The organism is Salipiger abyssi, from assembly GCF_001975705.1.
Classification (GTDB): Bacteria; Pseudomonadota; Alphaproteobacteria; order Rhodobacterales; family Rhodobacteraceae; genus Salipiger; species Salipiger abyssi.
Genome location: NZ_CP015093.1, coordinates 2206345 through 2224237, shown reverse-complemented (window position 1 = coordinate 2224237; position 17893 = coordinate 2206345). Strand labels below are relative to the sequence as shown.

The 17893-nt window shown below is 64.5% G+C and carries 16 protein-coding genes; 6 read left to right on the top strand and 10 right to left on the bottom strand.

Annotated features, from left to right (window positions below; genetic code table 11):
* The first annotated feature begins 1 nt into the window (after position 1).
* The 5 genes from def (Ga0080574_RS14355) to Ga0080574_RS26755 all read left to right on the top strand — a co-directional run bounded on the left by def (Ga0080574_RS14355) (position 2) and on the right by Ga0080574_RS26755 (position 8633).
* Positions 2 to 499: a peptide deformylase gene (gene def, locus Ga0080574_RS14355; protein ID WP_076700582.1), complete on the top strand. Its 498-nt coding sequence runs from the start codon at positions 2 to 4 to the stop codon at positions 497 to 499.
* On the top strand, positions 496 to 990 hold the full coding sequence (gene def / locus Ga0080574_RS14350; protein WP_076700577.1) for a peptide deformylase: 495 nt from the start codon (positions 496 to 498) through the stop codon (positions 988 to 990). Before def (Ga0080574_RS14355) ends, def (Ga0080574_RS14350) begins: the two co-directional genes overlap by 4 nt.
* Before the next feature lie 389 nt (positions 991 to 1379).
* Entirely contained in the window at positions 1380 to 2348 is a 969-nt protein-coding gene (locus Ga0080574_RS14345; protein WP_076700573.1) for an efflux RND transporter periplasmic adaptor subunit, read from the top strand.
* Positions 2341 to 5559 (top strand): efflux RND transporter permease subunit, encoded by a 3219-nt coding sequence (locus tag Ga0080574_RS14340; protein WP_076700569.1) that lies wholly within the window; start codon positions 2341 to 2343, stop codon positions 5557 to 5559. The genes Ga0080574_RS14345 and Ga0080574_RS14340 overlap by 8 nt, the downstream gene beginning before the upstream one ends.
* Positions 5560 to 5717: 158 nt before the next feature.
* Positions 5718 to 8633 carry a calcium-binding protein gene (locus Ga0080574_RS26755; RefSeq protein WP_156876371.1) on the top strand — a complete coding sequence of 972 codons (2916 nt, stop codon included), beginning with the start codon at positions 5718 to 5720 and terminating at the stop codon, positions 8631 to 8633.
* Between the two features lie 13 nt (positions 8634 to 8646).
* Here the strand turns inward: Ga0080574_RS26755 and Ga0080574_RS14330 are convergent, their stop codons facing one another.
* A complete protein-coding gene (locus Ga0080574_RS14330; protein ID WP_076700560.1) occupies positions 8647 to 9894 on the bottom strand; it encodes a lytic murein transglycosylase in 1248 nt (415 codons plus the stop codon).
* 182 nt (positions 9895 to 10076) lie between these two features.
* Between Ga0080574_RS14330 and Ga0080574_RS14325 the strand changes: the two genes are divergently transcribed.
* The gene (locus Ga0080574_RS14325) at positions 10077 to 10718 is read left to right on the top strand and encodes a class I SAM-dependent methyltransferase (RefSeq protein ID WP_076700555.1); all 642 of its coding nucleotides are present in this window, start codon (positions 10077 to 10079) and stop codon (positions 10716 to 10718) included.
* Between the two features lie 194 nt (positions 10719 to 10912).
* Here the strand turns inward: Ga0080574_RS14325 and Ga0080574_RS14320 are convergent, their stop codons facing one another.
* The 9 genes from Ga0080574_RS14320 to Ga0080574_RS14280 all read right to left on the bottom strand — a co-directional run bounded on the left by Ga0080574_RS14320 (position 10913) and on the right by Ga0080574_RS14280 (position 17885).
* Positions 10913 to 11263 carry a hypothetical protein gene (locus tag Ga0080574_RS14320; protein WP_076700551.1) on the bottom strand — a complete coding sequence of 117 codons (351 nt, stop codon included), beginning with the start codon at positions 11261 to 11263 and terminating at the stop codon, positions 10913 to 10915.
* 13 nt (positions 11264 to 11276) lie between these two features.
* Complete coding sequence (locus Ga0080574_RS14315) at positions 11277 to 11459, bottom strand: hypothetical protein (protein WP_076705993.1); 183 nt, start codon at positions 11457 to 11459, stop codon at positions 11277 to 11279.
* A 73-nt stretch (positions 11460 to 11532) separates the two neighbouring features.
* Positions 11533 to 11823 carry a ubiquitination-like system serine protease family protein gene (locus Ga0080574_RS14310; RefSeq protein WP_076700546.1) on the bottom strand — a complete coding sequence of 97 codons (291 nt, stop codon included), beginning with the start codon at positions 11821 to 11823 and terminating at the stop codon, positions 11533 to 11535.
* Positions 11820 to 12464 (bottom strand): glycoside hydrolase family 108 protein, encoded by a 645-nt coding sequence (locus Ga0080574_RS14305; protein WP_156876370.1) that lies wholly within the window; start codon positions 12462 to 12464, stop codon positions 11820 to 11822. Before Ga0080574_RS14305 ends, Ga0080574_RS14310 begins: the two co-directional genes overlap by 4 nt.
* 162 nt (positions 12465 to 12626) lie before the next feature.
* Positions 12627 to 12905, bottom strand: a complete 279-nt coding sequence (locus tag Ga0080574_RS14300) for a hypothetical protein (protein WP_076700536.1) — start codon at positions 12903 to 12905, stop codon at positions 12627 to 12629.
* 114 nt (positions 12906 to 13019) lie between these two features.
* Positions 13020 to 13658: a hypothetical protein gene (locus tag Ga0080574_RS14295; protein ID WP_156876369.1), complete on the bottom strand. Its 639-nt coding sequence runs from the start codon at positions 13656 to 13658 to the stop codon at positions 13020 to 13022.
* A gap of 119 nt (positions 13659 to 13777) precedes the next feature.
* Positions 13778 to 14098 carry a hypothetical protein gene (locus Ga0080574_RS14290; RefSeq protein ID WP_076700529.1) on the bottom strand — a complete coding sequence of 107 codons (321 nt, stop codon included), beginning with the start codon at positions 14096 to 14098 and terminating at the stop codon, positions 13778 to 13780.
* 40 nt (positions 14099 to 14138) lie between these two features.
* On the bottom strand, positions 14139 to 15266 hold the full coding sequence (locus tag Ga0080574_RS14285; RefSeq protein ID WP_076700525.1) for a hypothetical protein: 1128 nt from the start codon (positions 15264 to 15266) through the stop codon (positions 14139 to 14141).
* 3 nt (positions 15267 to 15269) lie between these two features.
* A complete protein-coding gene (locus Ga0080574_RS14280; protein ID WP_076700520.1) occupies positions 15270 to 17885 on the bottom strand; it encodes a hypothetical protein in 2616 nt (871 codons plus the stop codon).
* Positions 17886 to 17893: the final 8 nt, after the last annotated feature.

Sequence of the window (17893 nt, the reverse complement as noted above, 5' to 3'; positions counted from 1 at the left end):
GATGGCCCTGCGCGACATCCTTCTCTGGCCCGATCCCCGGTTGAAACAGCCCTGTGCCGAGGTCGCCGACCCGGCCTCGCTCGGCGATCTGATCACCGACATGTTCGAGACCATGTATGCCGCCCCCGGGCGCGGGCTGGCGGCGCCGCAGGTCGGGGTGCTGAGCCGGGTCTTTGTCATGGATGCGGGCTGGAAGGACGGAGACATGACCCCGCTCGCGCTGATCAACCCGCATATTCTCGAGGTGTCGGGCGAGACCCAAGCCGGCGACGAAGGCTGTCTCTCGATCCCCGGCGTCACCGCGCGGGTCACCCGCGCGACGCGCGTGCGGATGGGCTTCACCGACCTGACCGGCGCCGCGCAGGAGCGTGTCTTCGAAGGCGCCGAGGCGGTGATCGCGCAGCACGAATACGACCATCTCGACGGGCTGGTGCATTTCGACCGGCTCGACCCGGAGGTCGCGGCGCGGCTGATGCGGGACTACGAGGCGCAACGATGAGCGTGCGCCCCTGCCTGCCCTGGCCCGACAAGCGCCTGCGCAGCCCTGCCGCGCCGGTCGCGGCGATCACCGACGAGGTGCGCGCGGTCTGGCAGGACATGATCGACACGATGGAGGCGATGCCCGGCGTCGGCATGGGCGCGCCGCAGATCGGCGTGATGCTGCGGCTGGCGGTGGTCGATGCCTCCGAGGAGCGCGGCCAAGCGGTGCGCATGGCCAATCCCGAGATCCTGCACGCCTCGATCAAGCTGCGCGCCCATGACGAGGCCAGCCCCAACCTGCCCGGCGTCTGGGCCAAGATCGAGCGCCCGCGCGCGGTGACTGTGCGCTTCATGAATGCCGAGGGCGAGATCGAAGAGCGCGATTTCGTCGGGCTCTGGGCGACCTCGGTGCAGCATCAGATCGACCACCTGAACGGGCGTATGTATTTCGATCACCTGAGCAAGACCAAGCGCGACATGCTGCTGCGCCGGGCGAAAAAGGCGCGGTAAGGGGGGGGTGGGCAGATTGCCCATCCTAAGGTGGAGCGTTGCGCGGGCGCGGGACAAGGCCGAAGGCCGCCGCGCCATCGCCGGCCCGTCCCCCGGGCTGGCGATTTGGTGACACCAGTGCTGTGTGTCGAGATCTTTCGGACTTGGCCGGGATAAATCGAGAGGTTCCGAGGGAAGCTCGCCACCCCACGGGCCGGCGATGACGCGGCTCGTTCCGGTTTGGCACGCGTAGGGTGGGCAATCTGCCCACCACACACCCGCCCCTTCCCCACACACTCCGAATCCGGAATACTCGCACCATCCGTTCCGGCTTTACATATTCCAAATAAAATACATGAATGCCGAATTGAGTCGCGGGCCTTCCCGCCCGCCGAACAGAAGAGGTTCCGATGCGCGCCCTGATCGCTCTTTGCGCCACGCTCTTCGCCTCGGCCCTCTCCGCCGAGACGCTTGAGATCTCCCCGCAACCCGTCACCATGTGGAAATCCGTCTTCGGGCAGATCGAATCCCGCGTGCAGATCCCCGCCCGCGCCCGCATCGGCGGCACCATCGAGGAACTGACGGTCACCGAAGGCGACCGCGTCGAGGCCGGCCAGCAGCTCGCCCGGATCGAGGACGACAAGCTGCAATTCCAGATCGACTCGCTCGACGCCCAGCTCGAAGCGGCGCGCGCCCAGCTCACCACGGCGCAATCGGAGCTGACCCGGGGCAACGCGCTGCTCGAACGCGGCGTGATCACGACGCAGACCCACGAGCAATTGCAGACCAATGTCGATGTGATCACCTCGAACATCTCCAACCTTCAGGCACAGCGGCTGGTGGTCGAGCAGCAGATCTCCGAGGGCGCGGTACTGGCGCCGGCTGCGGGCATCGTGCTCTCGGTGCCGCTGTCGCGCGGCTCGGTGGTGACCATGGGCGAAAGCGTGGCCGAGATCGGCGGTGGCGGCACCTTCCTGCGGCTCAGCGTGCCCGAACGCCATGCGGGCGATCTTGCCGAGGGCGACGAGATCGTCATCACCGGCGCCGAGGGCACGCGCACCGGGCGGCTGGTCAAGCTCTACCCGCTGATCCAGGGCGGGCGCTTGCAGGCGGATGTGGAGGTCGAGGGGCTCGACGCGCGCTTTGTCGGGCGGCGTGTGCCGGTACGACTGCCGGTCGGCACGCGCGAGGCGCTGCTGGTGCCCGAAAGCGCCCTCACCCGCGCCGGCGGGCTCGATTTCGTGACCGTCGAAACCCCGGACGGCCCGCTCGCGCGCGTCGTCGTGCCCGGCGAGACCGTCGAGCAGGACGGCACGCCGTTCCGCGAGATCCTCACCGGGCTACGCGCCGGCGATCGCGTGGTGACGCGCGATGAGTGAGCAGGACGACACTCCCGAAGGCGCGCTCGGGCTTGCCGGACGGCTGACCCGCGCCTTCATCCGCTCGCCGCTGACGCCGCTCTTCCTGCTCGCCTCGCTGGCGGTGGGGATGATCGCGCTGGTCTCGCTCCCGCGCGAGGAAGAGCCGCAGATCTCGGTGCCGCTGGTGGATATCCATGTGCAGGCCGCCGGGCTGCGCGCCGAGGACGCTGTGAAGTTGATCACCGAACCGCTGGAGACCATCGTCAAGGGCATCGACCAGGTCGAGCATGTCTATTCCGACACCCGCGACGATCAGGCCATGGTCACCGCGCGCTTCGAGGTCGGGGTCAGCGCCGATACCGCCATCCTGCGGGTGCGCGACAAGATCATGGCCAATCTCGACCGCATCCCCGTGGGCATTCCCGAGCCGCTGGTGGTGGGCCGGGGCATCAACGACGTGGCCATCGTCACGCTGACCTTTTCGCCGCAACCCGGAGAGGACACGGTCACCGCCGCCGATCTCACCCGCATCGCCCGCGAGGTCGAGGTGCGGCTGGCGCGCACGCCGGATGTGGGCCTGACCTATGTGATCGGCGCCACCGACGAGGCGCTGCGCATCGCGCCCGACCCGGAGCGGCTGGCGCTTTACGGCGTGACGCTGCAACAGCTCGCCGGCAAGATCGAGGGCGCCAACACCGCCTCCCCCGCCGGCACGCTGCGCGACGGCGGCCAGCAGGTCGGGCTGGTGATCGGCAAGACCCTCACCACACCGGAAGAGATCGGCAATCTGGAGCTGACCGCGCGCGACGGGCGCACGATCTATGTCCGCGATGTCGCCGATGTGGAGCTGGTCGGCGATCTCGACGAGCAGCACGTCGCGACGCTCACCCGCGAGAATGGCGAGATCCGCCGCATGCCCGCCGTGTCGCTGGCGGTGGCCAAGCGGGCGGGATCGAACGCCGTGGTGGTGGCGGAGAGCATTCTGCATCAGGTCGAGGAGATGCACGGCAGCATCATCCCCGCTTCCGTGCATGTGGAGGTGACCCGCGATTACGGCGAGACCGCCGATGAAAAGGCCAACGAGCTGCTCTTTCACCTCGGGCTGGCCACGCTCTCCATCGTGGCGCTGGTGCTGGTCACCATCGGCTGGCGCGAGGCGGTGGTGGTCGCCATCGTCATCCCCGTCACCATCCTGCTCACGCTCTTTGCGGCGAATTTCATGGGCTACACGCTGAACCGCGTGTCGCTCTTCGCGCTGATCTTCTCCATCGGCATCCTCGTGGACGACGCCATCGTTGTGATCGAGAACATCGCCCGCCACTGGGCCATGCACCCGGGCAAATCCCGCGCCACGGCGGCGATCGAGGCGGTGGCCGAGGTCGGCAACCCCACGATCGTCGCGACGCTGACCGTGGTGGTGGCGCTGCTGCCCATGCTCTTCGTGAGCGGGCTCATGGGGCCCTATATGTCGCCGATCCCGGCAAACGCCTCTGCCGCGATGATCTTTTCCTTTTTCGTCGCGGTGATCATCACGCCCTGGCTGATGCTCAAGGTGGCGGGCAAGGCGCCCATGACGGGCCATGGCGAGGGCACAGCGCATAAGCAGTTCAGCCCGATGGGCCGCTTCTACGCCCGCTTCGCCCGCCCGATCCTGGCGCGCAAATCGGTGTCGTGGATCTTTCTGCTGGTGGTGATCGTGCTCAGCTTCGGCTCGCTCGCCGCGCTCTATACCAAGGACGTGACGGTCAAGCTGCTGCCCTTCGACAACAAGTCCGAGCTCTCGGTCATGGTCGACCTGCCCGAAGGCTCATCGGTCGAGGCGACCGACGCGGTGGCGCAGCAGGCCGCCCGCATCGCCATGGAGCTGCCCGAGGTGATCTCGGCCCAGACCCATGCGGGCGCGGCCTCGGCCTTCAACTTCAACGGGCTGGTACGGCATTACTACCTGCGTCAGGGGCCGGAGATGGGCGATGTGCAGCTCAACCTGCTGCCCAAGGCCAAGCGCGACCGCGCCAGCCACGAGATCGCGCTGGAGCTGCGCGGCATGCTGGCCGCGCTCGATCTGCCCGAGGGCACGGTGCTGAAAGTGGTCGAGCCGCCCCCCGGCCCGCCGGTGATCTCGACTCTGCTGGCCGAGGTCTACGGCCCCGATGCCGAGACCCGCCGCCTGGCTGCGGAAAAGATCCGCGCGGCCTTTGACGAGGTGCCCTATGTGGTCGATGTGGACGACAATTACGGCATCCGCCCGCCGCGCCTGCGCGCCGTGCTTGCCCCGTCGGAGCTGGATTTCTTCCAGGTGCAGGAGGCCGACGCGCTGCAAACGCTGCAACTGCTCAATGGCAGCGTTACCGTGGGCTATTCGCATCGCGGCGGGGGCCGCCGGCCGATCCCCATCGTCATCGCCCGCGACAAGGCGCAGCGCGTGCTGGACAGCGAGGCGCTCTCGACCCCGGTGCCGGCCAACGCCCTGCCCGGCGGGCGCGGCGTGGTGGAACTGGGCGATGTGGTGGAGATCGAGGCGGAGCGCGCCTCCTACCCGATCTACCGCCGCAACGGCTATGACGTGATCATGGTGCAGGGCGAGCTGGCCGGCGATTTCGAAGCGCCGCTCTACGGCATGCTCGCGGTGGCCGACCGGCTCGACGCGATGGAGTGGGAGGAGGGCACAAAGCCCCAGATCTCGCTGCACGGTCAGCCGGAGAGCACCGAGCATGTCACCCTGCTCTGGGATGGCGAATGGGAGGTGACCTGGGTCACCTTCCGCGACATGGGCGCGGCCTTCGGCGTGGCGCTGCTGGGGATCTATATCCTGGTGGTGGCGCAGTTCGGCAGCTTCCGCCTGCCGCTGGTGATCCTGACGCCGGTGCCGCTGACCTTCCTCGGCATCATGCTGGGGCACTGGCTCTTTGGCGCGCCGTTCTCGGCCACGTCGATGATCGGCTTCATCGCGCTGGCCGGCATCATCGTACGCAACTCGATCCTGCTGGTGGATTTCATCCGCCACGCCGACCCGGAGGGCAAGGTCACGGTGGATGTGCTGATCGAGGCCGGCGCGACGCGGTTCAAGCCGATCCTGCTCACCGCCATCGCGGCGATGATCGGCGCGGCGGTGATTCTGGCGGACCCGATCTTTCAGGGTCTGGCGATCTCTCTGCTCTTCGGGCTGCTCAGCTCGACCGCGCTGACGGTGCTGGTGATTCCCGCGATCTACCGCATCTTCAAGACCTGAAACGCCCCGGCGCCGCCCTCTGGCGCCGGGATTCGGTCAAATTGCCTTAATATCGTCAATAATTCGCCTTCACATCCCGCCTTTGCAGGAGGAGAACGACGATATTCGGGCAGACGACCTCCGCATAAGAGGCCGCCACAGACACGATTGGCAGCTCTATGACAACTTATCTGGTGACTTCATCCAACTGGAACGACCCCGGTTTCTGGAGCGGGCTCAGCGAGTCCTCCGAGGGGCACACGTTGGATTTTTCCGAACTTCCGGCACATTTCCACGTGAGTTTTGACGAGGATGCGGCCTTTCTGACCATCTTCGACGGCAGTTCAGGCTTCATCGTCGGCGACAGCTCGGTCAATGGCGGCGCCGACGCCTATCTGAGCGGCCCGACCCATTACAGCTATTTCGAAGTGCTCACCGGCGGCGAGGGCGACGATACGCTCGACGGCGGCGATGGCGACGACACGATCGACGGGATGGGCGGAGACGACCGTCTGCTCGGCGATGCCGGCGACGACGAGATGCGCGGCGGCGCGGGCAACGACTCGGTCTTTGCCGGATCCGGCGCCGACACGGTCGAAGGCGGCAACGGCGACGATGTCGTCTATGGCAACGAGGATGGCGACAGCCTCACCGGCGGCGCGGGCAACGACTCGATCTATGGCGAATACGGCAACGATTATGTCAGCGGCGGCGATGGCGACGATCACCTCGAAGGCAACGAGGGCGACGACACGATCTATGGCGGCGCGGGCAACGACTGGATGCGCGGTTCCTATGCCAATGATGCGCTCTATGGCGGCGCCGGCGACGATTACCTCTGGGGCGGCTATGGCGACGACACGTTCCATATCGAGAACGGCTTTGGCAACGACACCGTGGATGCCGAGGATGTCGACGAGGTCAATGGCGACCTGCTCGACCTCTCCGCCGTCACCGACGGGCTGCGCATCGACATGCGCTCGGGCAATCCGCAGACCGGCACCGTGACCGACGGCACCTATACGCTGCAATACGATGCCGTGAACAATATCCTGCTGGGCGCCGGCGACGATACCGTAGCACTGGCCGATCTCGGCGGGCTCGACACGGTGGACGGGTTCGAGGTGCCGACGCTGGAGGCCGATGGCAGCTACGCCAGCCACGACATGCTCGACGTCTCCGAGCTCACCGACTGGGACGGCAACCCGGTGGACACCGATCATGTCACCGTCACCGACACCGTGGGCGACGGCTCCGGCGATGCGGTGCTGCGCTTTCCCTGGGGCGAGGCGATCACCCTGACCGGCGTCAGCGTCGCGGATGTGCAGAGCCCCGAGCAACTCGCCGCCATCGGCATTCCACTGGCCGGCACGCCCACCGATCCGGTCGATCCCACCGATCCGACAGACCCTGTGGACCCGACCGATCCCACGGATCCCACTGACCCGACCGATCCCACCGACCCCGTGCCCGGTACGGATCTGCCGCAGATCGACGGCGCTTTCGAATTCGAGGCCACCGTGCGCTTCGACGATATCGGCGCCGGCGGCAGCCAGCGCGTGTTTGAGTTTTCCGGCAATGGCACCAGCATCTCTTTCGGCCAGCTCGGCCCCAGCACGGCGGTGCTGTTCGAGATCGTGCAGGACGGTACCACCTCGCTGATCGTCGCCGAGGACGCGCTTGTGGAGGGCGAGACCGCCACCTGGACGGTCGGCGTCGACGAGACCGGCTTCATGTATATCGACAAGGACGGCGTGCAGGTTGCCGAGGGCGATGGCGTGGTGCCCACCGATATCGAACGCGACTCGGCCCTGCTCGGCCAGTCCGGCAATCCCGAACTGACCCCGCTTCAGGGCGAGATCACGGATGTCAGCATCGCCCAGGGCGAGACCGTGTGGCACGATGACGGAACGACGAGCCCGGCCGATCCGGCGGATCCCACCGACCCGGTCGACCCTGTGGACCCGACGGACCCCACCGATCCTGTCGATCCGACCGATCCCGCCTCCTACGCCGAGCCGCCGCAGATCGACGGCGCCTTCGAATTCGAGGCCACCGTGCGCTTCGACGATATCGGCGCCGGCGGCAGCCAGCGCGTGTTTGAATTCGCCGGCAGCGACAGCAGCATTTCCTTCGGTCAGCTCGGCCCGAGCCAGGCGGTCTATTTCGAGATCGCCCAGGGCGGCACGACCTCCTATATCGTTGCCGAGGACGTTCTGGTCGAGGGCGAGACCGCAACATGGACGGTCGGCGTGGACGAAACCGGCTTCATGTATATCGACAAGGACGGTGAGCAGGTCGCCGAGGGCGATGGCGTGGTGCCCGCCGATGTCGAGCGCGACAGCAATCTTCTGGGCGAGTCCGAGAACCCCGACCTGACCCCGCTTCAGGGCGAGATCACGGATGTCAGCATCACCCAGGGCGAGACCGTCTGGCATGACGACGGAACCACCGAAACGCTGCCCGCGGACGATCCGGAAGATCCGGCGCCCTACATGCCCGACCCTCTGATCGCCCCGGACCTACCGCAGATCGACGGCGCCTTCGAGTTCGAGGCCAATGTGCGCTTCGACGATATCGGCGCTGGCGGCAGCCAGCGGGTCTTCGAGTTCGGCGGCGAGGGCGACGACCGTATTTCCTTCGGTCAGCTCGGCCCGAGCAGCGCCGTGTATTTCGAGATCATGCAGGGCGATACAGTGTCCTACATCGTCGCCGAAGACGCGCTGGTCAATGGCGAGACCGCCACATGGACGGTCGGCGTGGATGAAGGCGGCCTGATGTATATCGACAAGGACGGCGTGCAGATCGCCGAGGGAGACGGGAGTGTTCCCGCCGATGTGGAGCGCGTTTCAAACATGCTGGGGGCGTCCAGCGATCCCGAGTTGACGGCGCTGCGCGGCGAGGTCTCCGATGTGACGATCACCCAGGGCGGAACGGTCTGGACCGATAGCGACGAGACGGACGCCGTGGCAAAAACCGTGGATATGCCACCGCCGGACAATGCGCTGGATCACGACGACAGCGCCGCCGATCTGCTCAGCGAGGGACAGCCCGGCGATGTCTACGACACCGCCGACACCGATCTCTTCGTCTGAGACACGGCGGCGCTCAGCCGCGCCGCAGCCGCAGCAGCAGATCGCGCGAGGGCGTGCCGGTAACCGGCAGGCCCGACCGTGCCTGATAACCCTGGATGGCGGCCTCTGTCTTGCTGCCGAACACACCGTCGGCACCGCCTGTGTCAAAGCCCGCGCGCGTCAGCAGCGATTGCAGCTCCTTGCGGTCGTCGATGGTGAAACCGTAGCGATCCGGCGGGAAACTGCCGCGCAGCGGCCCCGCCCCGGCGATACGGTCGGACAGATGCCCGACACCCAGCCCGTATTTCTCGGCGTTGTTGTAGCGCAGGATCACGTTGAAATTCCGGAAAACCAGGAAGGCCGGCCCGCCGGTGCCCGAAGGCGCAAGGATCGAGCCGCTGCCGCCCGGAAGCGATCCGCCGCCCGCCGGGCGCACACCGAGCGCCGCCCAGTCGGCGCCCGCGCGGCGCGTGCCGCGCCCGGTGAGCCCGGCATCGAACCCGTCCGGTAGACGCACCTCCAAGCCCCAGGGCTCGCCTCGCCGCCAGCCGCTGCGCGACAGGTAATTCGCCGTCGAGGCCAGCCCGTCGGTGGGATCTTCGGACCAGATATCGCGCCGCCCGTCGCCACGGAAATCGACGGCGTATTCCTGATAGGTGGTGGGAATGAACTGCGTGTGCCCCATCGCCCCGGCCCAGCTGCCGGTGAGGCGCGAGGCGGTGGTGTCGCCGCGTTGCAGGATGCGTAGCGCCGCCATCAGCTGCGACTCGAAGAACGCGCCCCGCCGCCCGTCATAGGCCAGCGTCGAGGCCGCTGAGACGACGGGGATATCACCACGCCGGGTGCCGTAATTGCTCTCCATGCCCCAGACCGCCGTCACCACCTCGGACGGCACGCCGTAGCGCGCTTCGATCTCGCCCAGCAGCCCGGCATTGCGGCGCAGCTCCGCCCGTCCCTGCGCCACCTTCTGCTCCGAGGCAGCGATAGCAAAGTAATCCTCGAGCGTGCGTGTGAATTCCGTCTGACTGCGGTCACGCTCAACCACGCCGGGCAGGAATCCAGCACCGCGAAACGCGGTATCGAGCGTCGCGGCGTCAATGCCCCGCGCCTGCGCCCGGCCCCGGAACGCCGCCACCCAGGCGTCGTAGCCGGCGTTTGGCTGCGGCCGCAGATCCCGCGGCAGACCTCCTGCTGCCACGGATACCGGCGCGCCGCCGCCGCACCCCGCGAGCAGCACCGCCGCCGCACCGCCCATCACCAAAAACCGCCGTTTCACCTGCATCGTTCTGCCTCCGATTTTTTCGTTGCCGCCAGTCTGTCGCCTCGGCTCGGGCGCGGCAAGCCGGCTTGTGCAGATCGGCGGAAAGAGCGCAGCGACCCATGCCCGCTCCGACGGGTTTCGCTCTCCAAGACCGCGTGCCATAGTCCCGGAGAACCGACTGAAGCAGCGTGATTATTTACCCCATGAGCACATTCGATCTTGTCACCCGGACATTTTCCGACATCCCCTACATGGATGAAAGCCGAGCCGCGCTCCTCCGGTCGATCCTGCGCGAATACGAGGCGCGGGAGATCCTCGAGATCGGGTTTTACCAGGGTAAGAGCAGCGTCTATATTGGCGCAATGCTCGAGGATTTCGGCTCTGGCAGGCTGGTCACCATCGACAAGGCCACGGCCCGCGACCGCTCGCCCAATATCTTCGACCTGATGAAATCAACCGGGCTGGAAAGGCGCATCACCCCACGTTTCGCGGAGCGCTCCTACACATGGGAGCTGCAACGCATGATCAACAGCCAGCCCCGTCCGCAATTCGATCTGTGCTACTTCGACGGCGGCCATCAATGGGACCGTACCGGCTTTGGCGTGGTGTTGGTCGACATGCTGCTGAAACCGGGCGGCCTGCTGGTGCTGGACGACATGAACTGGTCGATGGCGGGCTCGGCCTATCACCGGAAAAATCCGGAGACGATGAACGCCTATTCCGAAGACGAGCGCAGCGCAAAGACCGTGCGGCTTGCCTGGGACACGCTGCTACCGCATCTGGGCTACAGCCATATCCGCGAATACCCTGCAATCGGCTGGGGCGTCGCGCGCAAGAACGGATAGGGCACCTGCCGGAAGGCCGGCGAGGAATTGGACGCGGCGCTCATCGCCAAAATGGCGCGTGGCGATCCCGGCAGGACCGAAAGAAAAGCTGAAAAAGAAAGTATTTTTCGAGAAATAGGAAACCATGAAGGCAAAGGGTCTTCAATGGCTTACGAAGAATTGGAAACCAGAGCTCCAAGCCAATTCCAGGCCCCTCACCCCTTCGACAGCACGACCCTAATCCCATGCTGGAGCGCGACGGTCTGGCCGCTCTCAGGCTCGATATCGTCATAGATCGGCTTGGCGGCGGCGAAGTGTTCCGCCGGCTCATCTCGGACGATCTTGCCGCCCTCATCGCGCACGACGACGCGGAATCCCATCGCATAGACCATACAGAACATATGCTGAACGAAAGGCTGTTCCGCAAGCACAGAAAAACCCCGCGCAGCAGCGCCGCGCGAGGTCTGGTTGGGGAACCACAGAACCCATTGCAGGTCCTTGCATGCCCATCCGGGCACTTCCGGGATGGTGAATGAGACGGCCCGGCCCGTCAGCCCCGGCGGCATGCCGGGGATCTCGTCAGAAGCCCTTCGCGATGCCAGCGCGCAACGAGCCGAGGCCGAGGCCATTCAGCACGATCAGCAGCCAGTCATCCCCGATTTCGACGCCGGGGATTTCGATCCCGAGCACCTTTTCCACAATGACGAGCGCCACGATGATCAGCGCCACGATATAGGTTTTCTTGCCCTGAAGCAGGGTCATGGTCATATCCTTTCATGAATAAGCGGCAGCGCCGCAAAGAAGACCGGCGACAGGCACCAGTCGGTGATGAGGTTCAGCACGGGCGCCAGGAGCCCCCGCGCAACCAGCCGTGCCAGTGCCCCTCCCAGTTCACAGAGGGGCTCAGCTCAGGCTCAGAGGTGCTGCCGTTCCAGCACCAGCTCGGGCCGTAGCGCGGCTTGAAGCCGTTGCCGACTGTGAGGACGAGCTTGGCCTCGCATCCGCACGGGCAGAAAAAGATGAAGTTCTGCGAGCCGTTCTCGTCCGGATCGCCGATCCAGAACGATCCGGCCTTACGATCCGCGAGGAAAGTGTTTCGGTCGCGGTAATGGGTTGCCTTGATCACTGGAGTGCCGCGTCCAGGATATTGCGCGCCGAGAGCATCGCACGCCGCTGGCGCTCTACTTCATCGCCGGCGGGCGCCGGATTGGCGGGCGGCGCGTCCGGTTCCGGTAGCCGCGCCTCTGCAATGTCCGCGAGCGCCGCGCTCTCGACCCCCTCGACGCGCGCCGTCCAGCCTCGCCCGAAGGTCTTCCAGATCGACAGGCCGCGCATGAATCTCAGACGCGCGTCGCACAGATCGACGACAAGCGTCGCCGGGTCCGATTTCGCAGCAGCAGACAGGGTAATGGGACCGATATCGCCGTCTTGAGTGACGCTCAGAAGCCGCTGGAGATATTTCGCGGCACGGCCTGGGCCACTGTTGACCGCGAAATCGGCAACAGCATAGTCGATGCCAATCGGCAGAAGATCAGCGCTCACCTTGTCCCAGTAGAACGCCTTGTAAACCTTTATCGCATCCGCCTCTGACAGCGCCTTCAGATCAGCGATGTCAATGTCACCGTCGCCATCGAGATCCATCCCGAGACGCCGAAGCGTGCCGATGGTCACCCCCCTGTTCGTCGCGCCGCCTGGGTCGTTCGGATGGTTCACATATCCACCCTCGTGCTCGAGGATGCGCGGAATACAAATTTCAGCTCGTCGCATGGTCATCTCCCATGAAAAAAGCCAAGCGCTATGGCTTGGCTTGGAAAAGTTTCGTAATGTTGGATGCGGCCCCGACGCGGACAATCCCCATGCGTGCATGGGGATGAGATACCCGGAAGGATTCTCCGAAGGGGCCGCAACCCATCTCACATCTGGCCGCAGCTATGCCTCGCTGGCTTGTTCAGCCTCGGTCAAGGGAAAGTGATAGGTATCGACGGTCTTCCCATTCTGGTTGAGAACGTAGACGACGCCCGTCGACACCGAGCCTTTGAGGCCGTCACCGCGCCCCATATCGAATTCGATCTTTTTCGGTGGCAGGGCAATGCCACGCGCCGGTCCCCCTGGGATCGGAGATCCTATGCATGTGATGATCGCGGCGGGACAGAGAAACGTATCTCCATCCGGAGTGATGTGCTTGATGGTAAAGGGTGCGTTCTGCATGTTTCGATCTTTCTTCTGCTATGCCCGTTGACGCTCGGGCAGGCGATGCGCCGAAGCGCGCATAAAAAAGCCCGGCGCGATGGCCGGGCGGTGGTGGTCGATTTGGCGCAAGGTCTATTCCGCGCGAATCTCGAACAGGTCACGCGGGCTGTTGAAGCTGATCGGATCGTCACCGCCGCCCATGCCGGGGCACTCGGTATAGAAGGCCTCGAACGTGAAATACGCCTCTGGTTCAAGGTTCGGCGGCGTCATGAGACGGATCGTGATATCCTCCCAGGACACCCCGACATTGCGGCCAGACGGCCTGTCCATCCGGCGCGCAGAAACGAAGGTGTCGGCGCGCGGATTGATGAAGCCCCACTGGATACTGCCCGGCACGATGCGGCAGGAAAGCGCGTCTTGCAGACGGCGGATCCGCACATTGATCGTGCAAGGCTGGCCGGACACGCAATAGCCTTCGACTGGCCGGGTGTTGTAGGTGCTCATCTCGAACACCGTTTCCGGCTGCTTCAAGCGTCGCACCTCGACCGACACCACGTCGAGGCGATCCGAGAGATTGACCAGGTTCTCGCTGATCTGTGTCATCGAGGTTGGCGTGTTCCAGATTGCGAGCGCCCGCTCGCGAACCGGCTCGACAAATGCGACAGCCAGGAACCCGATCACACCAATGATGACCCAATCGGCAAATTTGGTGACGAAGCGCTGCGCCACCCACTTTTTCGGCGGAATGTATCGTCCATCCGGATCTGTCACGGGAATCCTCATAAAAAAAGCCCGCCGGCGGCGGGTCGTGTCATGCCGATTGAAGGTGCTGCCGGCGTCAGGCCGGCCAGTGAAGGGAGCGCCAATGGCCGTTCGAACGGTCGAGACGATCAGACCTCCAGCAGATTGTGTGCAATGTAGACAGCGTTGCAGGGCATGCCATTGTTGGTCACGATGCGGCGCATAAGCGTCAGCTCCTCGGCTGTCACCTCGACTTCGCCACCGCCATAGATCCGCATTGCCAGCTTGCCTCGCTCCAGCGACGACGACTCGGCCTCGCGGGTTGTGTTGACGATATGGCCGACATAGCGGCCCAGCGTCGCCTCGACAGCCGGACGGACCTCGGAGCCGTCCGCGTCGAGGACGGGCGGGAACATGACCAACGGTGTGCCGTCGAGATTGGTGATCGGCTGATCGAAGTCGATTTTCATGGTACTTCCTTTCTTCGGGGGGAGGTTTCAGGGGGGGATATTAGGATACGACGGAGAGCTTGCGCAGCACCCCGTTCGCGTCCTTGATCGTAAGAGTGCCGCTCGCCGTCTCGCCTGCCAGCGCTGCATAGGAGCCCATACGCACGTGCCCTGCGCCAGCCGGATCAAGCAAAAGGTCTGCGTCGTCATCGACGCCATCAACATAGATCCGGGCAGGGCTCCCTGTCCCGGCCGCGCCAATCGCCACATAGTTCAGCGCTACGGACCCGACCCCGTTGTTGAGAAAAAAGAACGGATGCTCAGCGTCATTCAAAAACGAAAGACCGCTATCATTGGCGCGCATGCCCATACGCGAGCTGGCCGCACCGGTCATGTTCGCAGCGATGTAGAATTGCTCATAGGGGCTTCCGGGCGCGGCGCCAGCGGTGAACCAGCTCATCCGCGTGCCATTCGCCTGCATGTTGATGGCCCGGCGACCGCCGTCTGCCCACGGCTCCAGCGCACCCGGCCCAAACGTGATGCCATTGTAAAACGTGGAACCGTTCGGCGCGATATAGAGCGCCACGTCCACCGGGTAGGAGGTCGCGTGCACGTTGGGGTCTGCGCCACTGCCAATGGTCAGGCCGCGCGTGGAGCCCGACAAAAAGCGCCCGTGAGGCGTGATGCCGGGTGCGCCGTCGCCAGCGGTAGGGCTAATCCCTTTGTTGCCGACTTGCAGCTCCCCACCCCAGACGGACCCGGCCCCGGGCATGCGCACGGCGTCCAGGTACAGTGCCCACCCGGGGCCGTCCGTATCATGATTGGCCATATGGGATGCGATGGTTATCGTTTTGTCGCCAGAGGTCGTGTTTTTGCTTGTGGCGGCAAATGCACCCGCAATGCCGTAATCCGTGGCCACGACGATGGTGGCATTGTTGGCAAAGTATTCCAGATCCTCGGTGCCATCGAACACGGTATTGTCCGTGAGCTGAGACACCGTCGTGGTGTTATTCCCAGCCGTCGCCCCCGAAAATCCCATGGCGTCACCAAAAAAGGCCCTGGGCGCTCTGGCGGCGGCAAAAGGAGCTTTTCCGTCAGGCACGGTGGCATTCGAGAAGAACACACTTTCCGGGGCGCCGACCTGAACACCGGTGCTGAAATCGACGGCGGCTACGTTGATAAGCTGCATGGGTTACGCCCCCAGAAAGATGTGGCCAGAGAATTTTATCGTGGTGGTTGCGGTGAGGTCAGACACATCCGCGCTGACCGGCGTCGTGGCAGCCGCCGGATAGCGCAGCAGTGTAATCCGTCCGCTGGCGTCGTCCTCAATCTGTAACCCGAACCGCGTACCCGCAGCCGCATAGGCATAGATCTCAAGCGACGCCGACCCATCAACGTATGTCGCAAACGGCAAGCCGATATCCGATAGGTCGATCTGGATATTGCCAGTCGACGTGTTTAGCCCGGTCAGGCTCACCCGTCCGCTGAATTTGATGCAGTTGCTGCTGACACGCTCCCACTGCCCACGGGTGGCAAATCCGTAGGAAAAATCAGTGACATCGTCTGTCACGAGCGCAGGCGTCCAGCGGTTTGCATTCGTGGCGATGCCCCATACCTCGCCATCGGCTCCATAGTTCGGGCCTGAGATCACGTAGCCACGACCCGAGCCGCTATCCACGCTGTTCAGATTATCATAAGTCAGGATCTCTGCGGCAGGGTTTGCAGGGCGCACATGGTTGTTCTTGACGACCATGTGCGCCTTGGTCGCATCCGAGTAGTTGCGCACGCCCGCGCCTGTATACCCGTCGAGAGTGCAGTCCTGAATGTCCACCACATCGCCGTCAGAAAGAGCGCCTGCGGTGATCTCTATGCAGCTGTCACCCTGGGTGATGAGGGTGACGCCGCGAGCGGACAGCAAGGTCATGTTGGGGCTGCCGACTGTGAGCGGCGAGCTATCGACGCGCGTTGATCTCAGGACGGTTCCGGGCAACAGGCGAAGCTCGACCTCCGGAATATTTACGAAGACCGCCGCATAGTTCGCGCTGATCTGCGCGCCATCGAGTGTGATAACCCGCGTCATGTCCCCGACTCCGCCGTCAATAACAGTGAAGCCGAACTCGCTCGCAGCGGCAACGTCAGACTGCCATGGCACCCCCTGCAATGTCACGTCACCACCGCGCCACTGCATGGCATAGTGAGAAATCTGGTCTGCAAGGCACCCAGCACGAAACGTCCAGTCACCGCATCCCTCATGGCAGGTGTAGGCTGCGGCATGGTTGTCGAGAGGCGTGATGTTGTCGCAGATCACGTCAAAGCTGTCATTCCCGTCCACCACATGACGCAGCCGGATGCCGGTGATCCCGTCCGCCTTGCATATGGCGGATCTCTCGAACCATACGCCGTAGAACCCACTGTCGAGATCCTCGGTCACTGGCCCGTATGCATCGGTGTGACCCCGCAAAGTTGTGTTGATAGCAGAGGCTCTCTGTCCGTCCTTGAAATGGATTGCGCGACCCTGAAAGCCCTCCACGTAAACGGGCTCGAACGTGCAGTTGTAGTATCCCTCAGCAAAGAGTGCCGCCGGCCCAAACCCGTTGGCCATCGCCTGCCGAACGCCGCCGCCCTGCCAGATGCCGCCGCTGATGCGCACGTCACGTGCGGGCGTGTACGTATCGACCGTTACGGTGTGGGAGGTCGCGTCGTACTCGAAGCGCAGCGGTCGGTCGAGAGTGAGGGTATTGCCGGTCACATCGGTAATTCTGACGGGCTCGCCCTTATAGATCTCTTTGCCCGACAGGGTGTACCAGCGCTCTCCGTCGCTTTGAATGAACGCCTGATCGCCCGCACTGATTCCCGCCGCCGAGGCCACGGTGATCGCGGTCGCCCGACGCCCTGTATCCGCAGAAAGTACCGTGCTTGGGCCTTCCTGACCGCGCACCTCAACGGGTGCTCGTACACGCCCCGTATTCCACCCATCGCCCGCCACAGCCAGCCAGCCGGTGAACGCGGTCGCGTCGATCCGTGTTGCTCCGAACGCGATCTCCTGACCGTGCGCTGAAATCACGGCAGTGCCATCCATGCGCAGCGCCGCTCCGGTCGAATGCAGCTTGGTGCCAGCGGCGGCTGTGATGGCGGCCTGAATGATCGCGGTGCTATCGACCGTGCCTGTATAGTCGGCGCCAAAATGACCCAAATCCCAGAGGCCCACAGGGCAAACACCCGGCAGGTCGGTTATGGGGTTGGTCCCGTAACGTGGGTGGCCAGCAGGCATCTTCATATACTGCTTGTACCCGTCGCTAAACACCTTGCCCACGGGGACAGCATCACGGTTGCCCGCAACGCCCCACCAGCTGACAAGCTGGTCGCGCCCAGCGAACGGGGGCATGGGATACCGGTCCTCCAGGCTGTCACCCGCCTCGAATGTGGTGCTGGCCGCACTGGCCGTGCTGATCACGCCCTCCCAAATCAGCACATCGACATGCGTGATCCCGTCGGGCCAGCCATCGACCATGGTCAGTTCTGTGCCATCCCGCGTCCATTCCGTGCGTGGCTGATAACTGCCGCCGGCTAGCACGATGACAGCATCATCATTGGCGGGGGCAACTGGCAGGGTTATGGGGTTCGGCGGCGGCGACCCTTCGTAGCGTTCGCTGCGCATCCGCGACGAGGATGTGATCAATCCTGTGTTCACAAGCCCCATGGCAAGGGTGGCCCGCGAAATGCGCCCGGAGCTGCCCTCGAAGTCGCCGGATACGGCGTCAAAATCCGGTAGCGCCGCCTCGTCGGTGACGCGAATGCCATCTGCCATGGTGTTTG

What these genes read in the sequence shown, in the direction of transcription:
- def (WP_076700582.1), top strand. Translation starts at nt 2, where the DNA reads ATGGCCCTGCGCGACATCCTTCTCTGGCCCGATCCCCGGTTGAAACAG.
- def (WP_076700577.1), top strand. Translation starts at nt 496, where the DNA reads ATGAGCGTGCGCCCCTGCCTGCCCTGGCCCGACAAGCGCCTGCGCAGC.
- Ga0080574_RS14345 (WP_076700573.1), top strand. Translation starts at nt 1,380, where the DNA reads ATGCGCGCCCTGATCGCTCTTTGCGCCACGCTCTTCGCCTCGGCCCTC.
- Ga0080574_RS14340 (WP_076700569.1), top strand. Translation starts at nt 2,341, where the DNA reads ATGAGTGAGCAGGACGACACTCCCGAAGGCGCGCTCGGGCTTGCCGGA.
- Ga0080574_RS26755 (WP_156876371.1), top strand. Translation starts at nt 5,718, where the DNA reads ATGACAACTTATCTGGTGACTTCATCCAACTGGAACGACCCCGGTTTC.
- Ga0080574_RS14330 (WP_076700560.1), bottom strand. Translation starts at nt 9,894, where the DNA reads ATGCAGGTGAAACGGCGGTTTTTGGTGATGGGCGGTGCGGCGGCGGTG.
- Ga0080574_RS14325 (WP_076700555.1), top strand. Translation starts at nt 10,077, where the DNA reads ATGAGCACATTCGATCTTGTCACCCGGACATTTTCCGACATCCCCTAC.
- Ga0080574_RS14320 (WP_076700551.1), bottom strand. Translation starts at nt 11,263, where the DNA reads ATGCCGCCGGGGCTGACGGGCCGGGCCGTCTCATTCACCATCCCGGAA.
- Ga0080574_RS14315 (WP_076705993.1), bottom strand. Translation starts at nt 11,459, where the DNA reads ATGACCCTGCTTCAGGGCAAGAAAACCTATATCGTGGCGCTGATCATC.
- Ga0080574_RS14305 (WP_156876370.1), bottom strand. Translation starts at nt 12,464, where the DNA reads ATGCGACGAGCTGAAATTTGTATTCCGCGCATCCTCGAGCACGAGGGT.
- Ga0080574_RS14300 (WP_076700536.1), bottom strand. Translation starts at nt 12,905, where the DNA reads ATGCAGAACGCACCCTTTACCATCAAGCACATCACTCCGGATGGAGAT.
- Ga0080574_RS14290 (WP_076700529.1), bottom strand. Translation starts at nt 14,098, where the DNA reads ATGAAAATCGACTTCGATCAGCCGATCACCAATCTCGACGGCACACCG.
- Ga0080574_RS14285 (WP_076700525.1), bottom strand. Translation starts at nt 15,266, where the DNA reads ATGCAGCTTATCAACGTAGCCGCCGTCGATTTCAGCACCGGTGTTCAG.
- Ga0080574_RS14280 (WP_076700520.1), bottom strand. Translation starts at nt 17,885, where the DNA reads ATGGCAGATGGCATTCGCGTCACCGACGAGGCGGCGCTACCGGATTTT.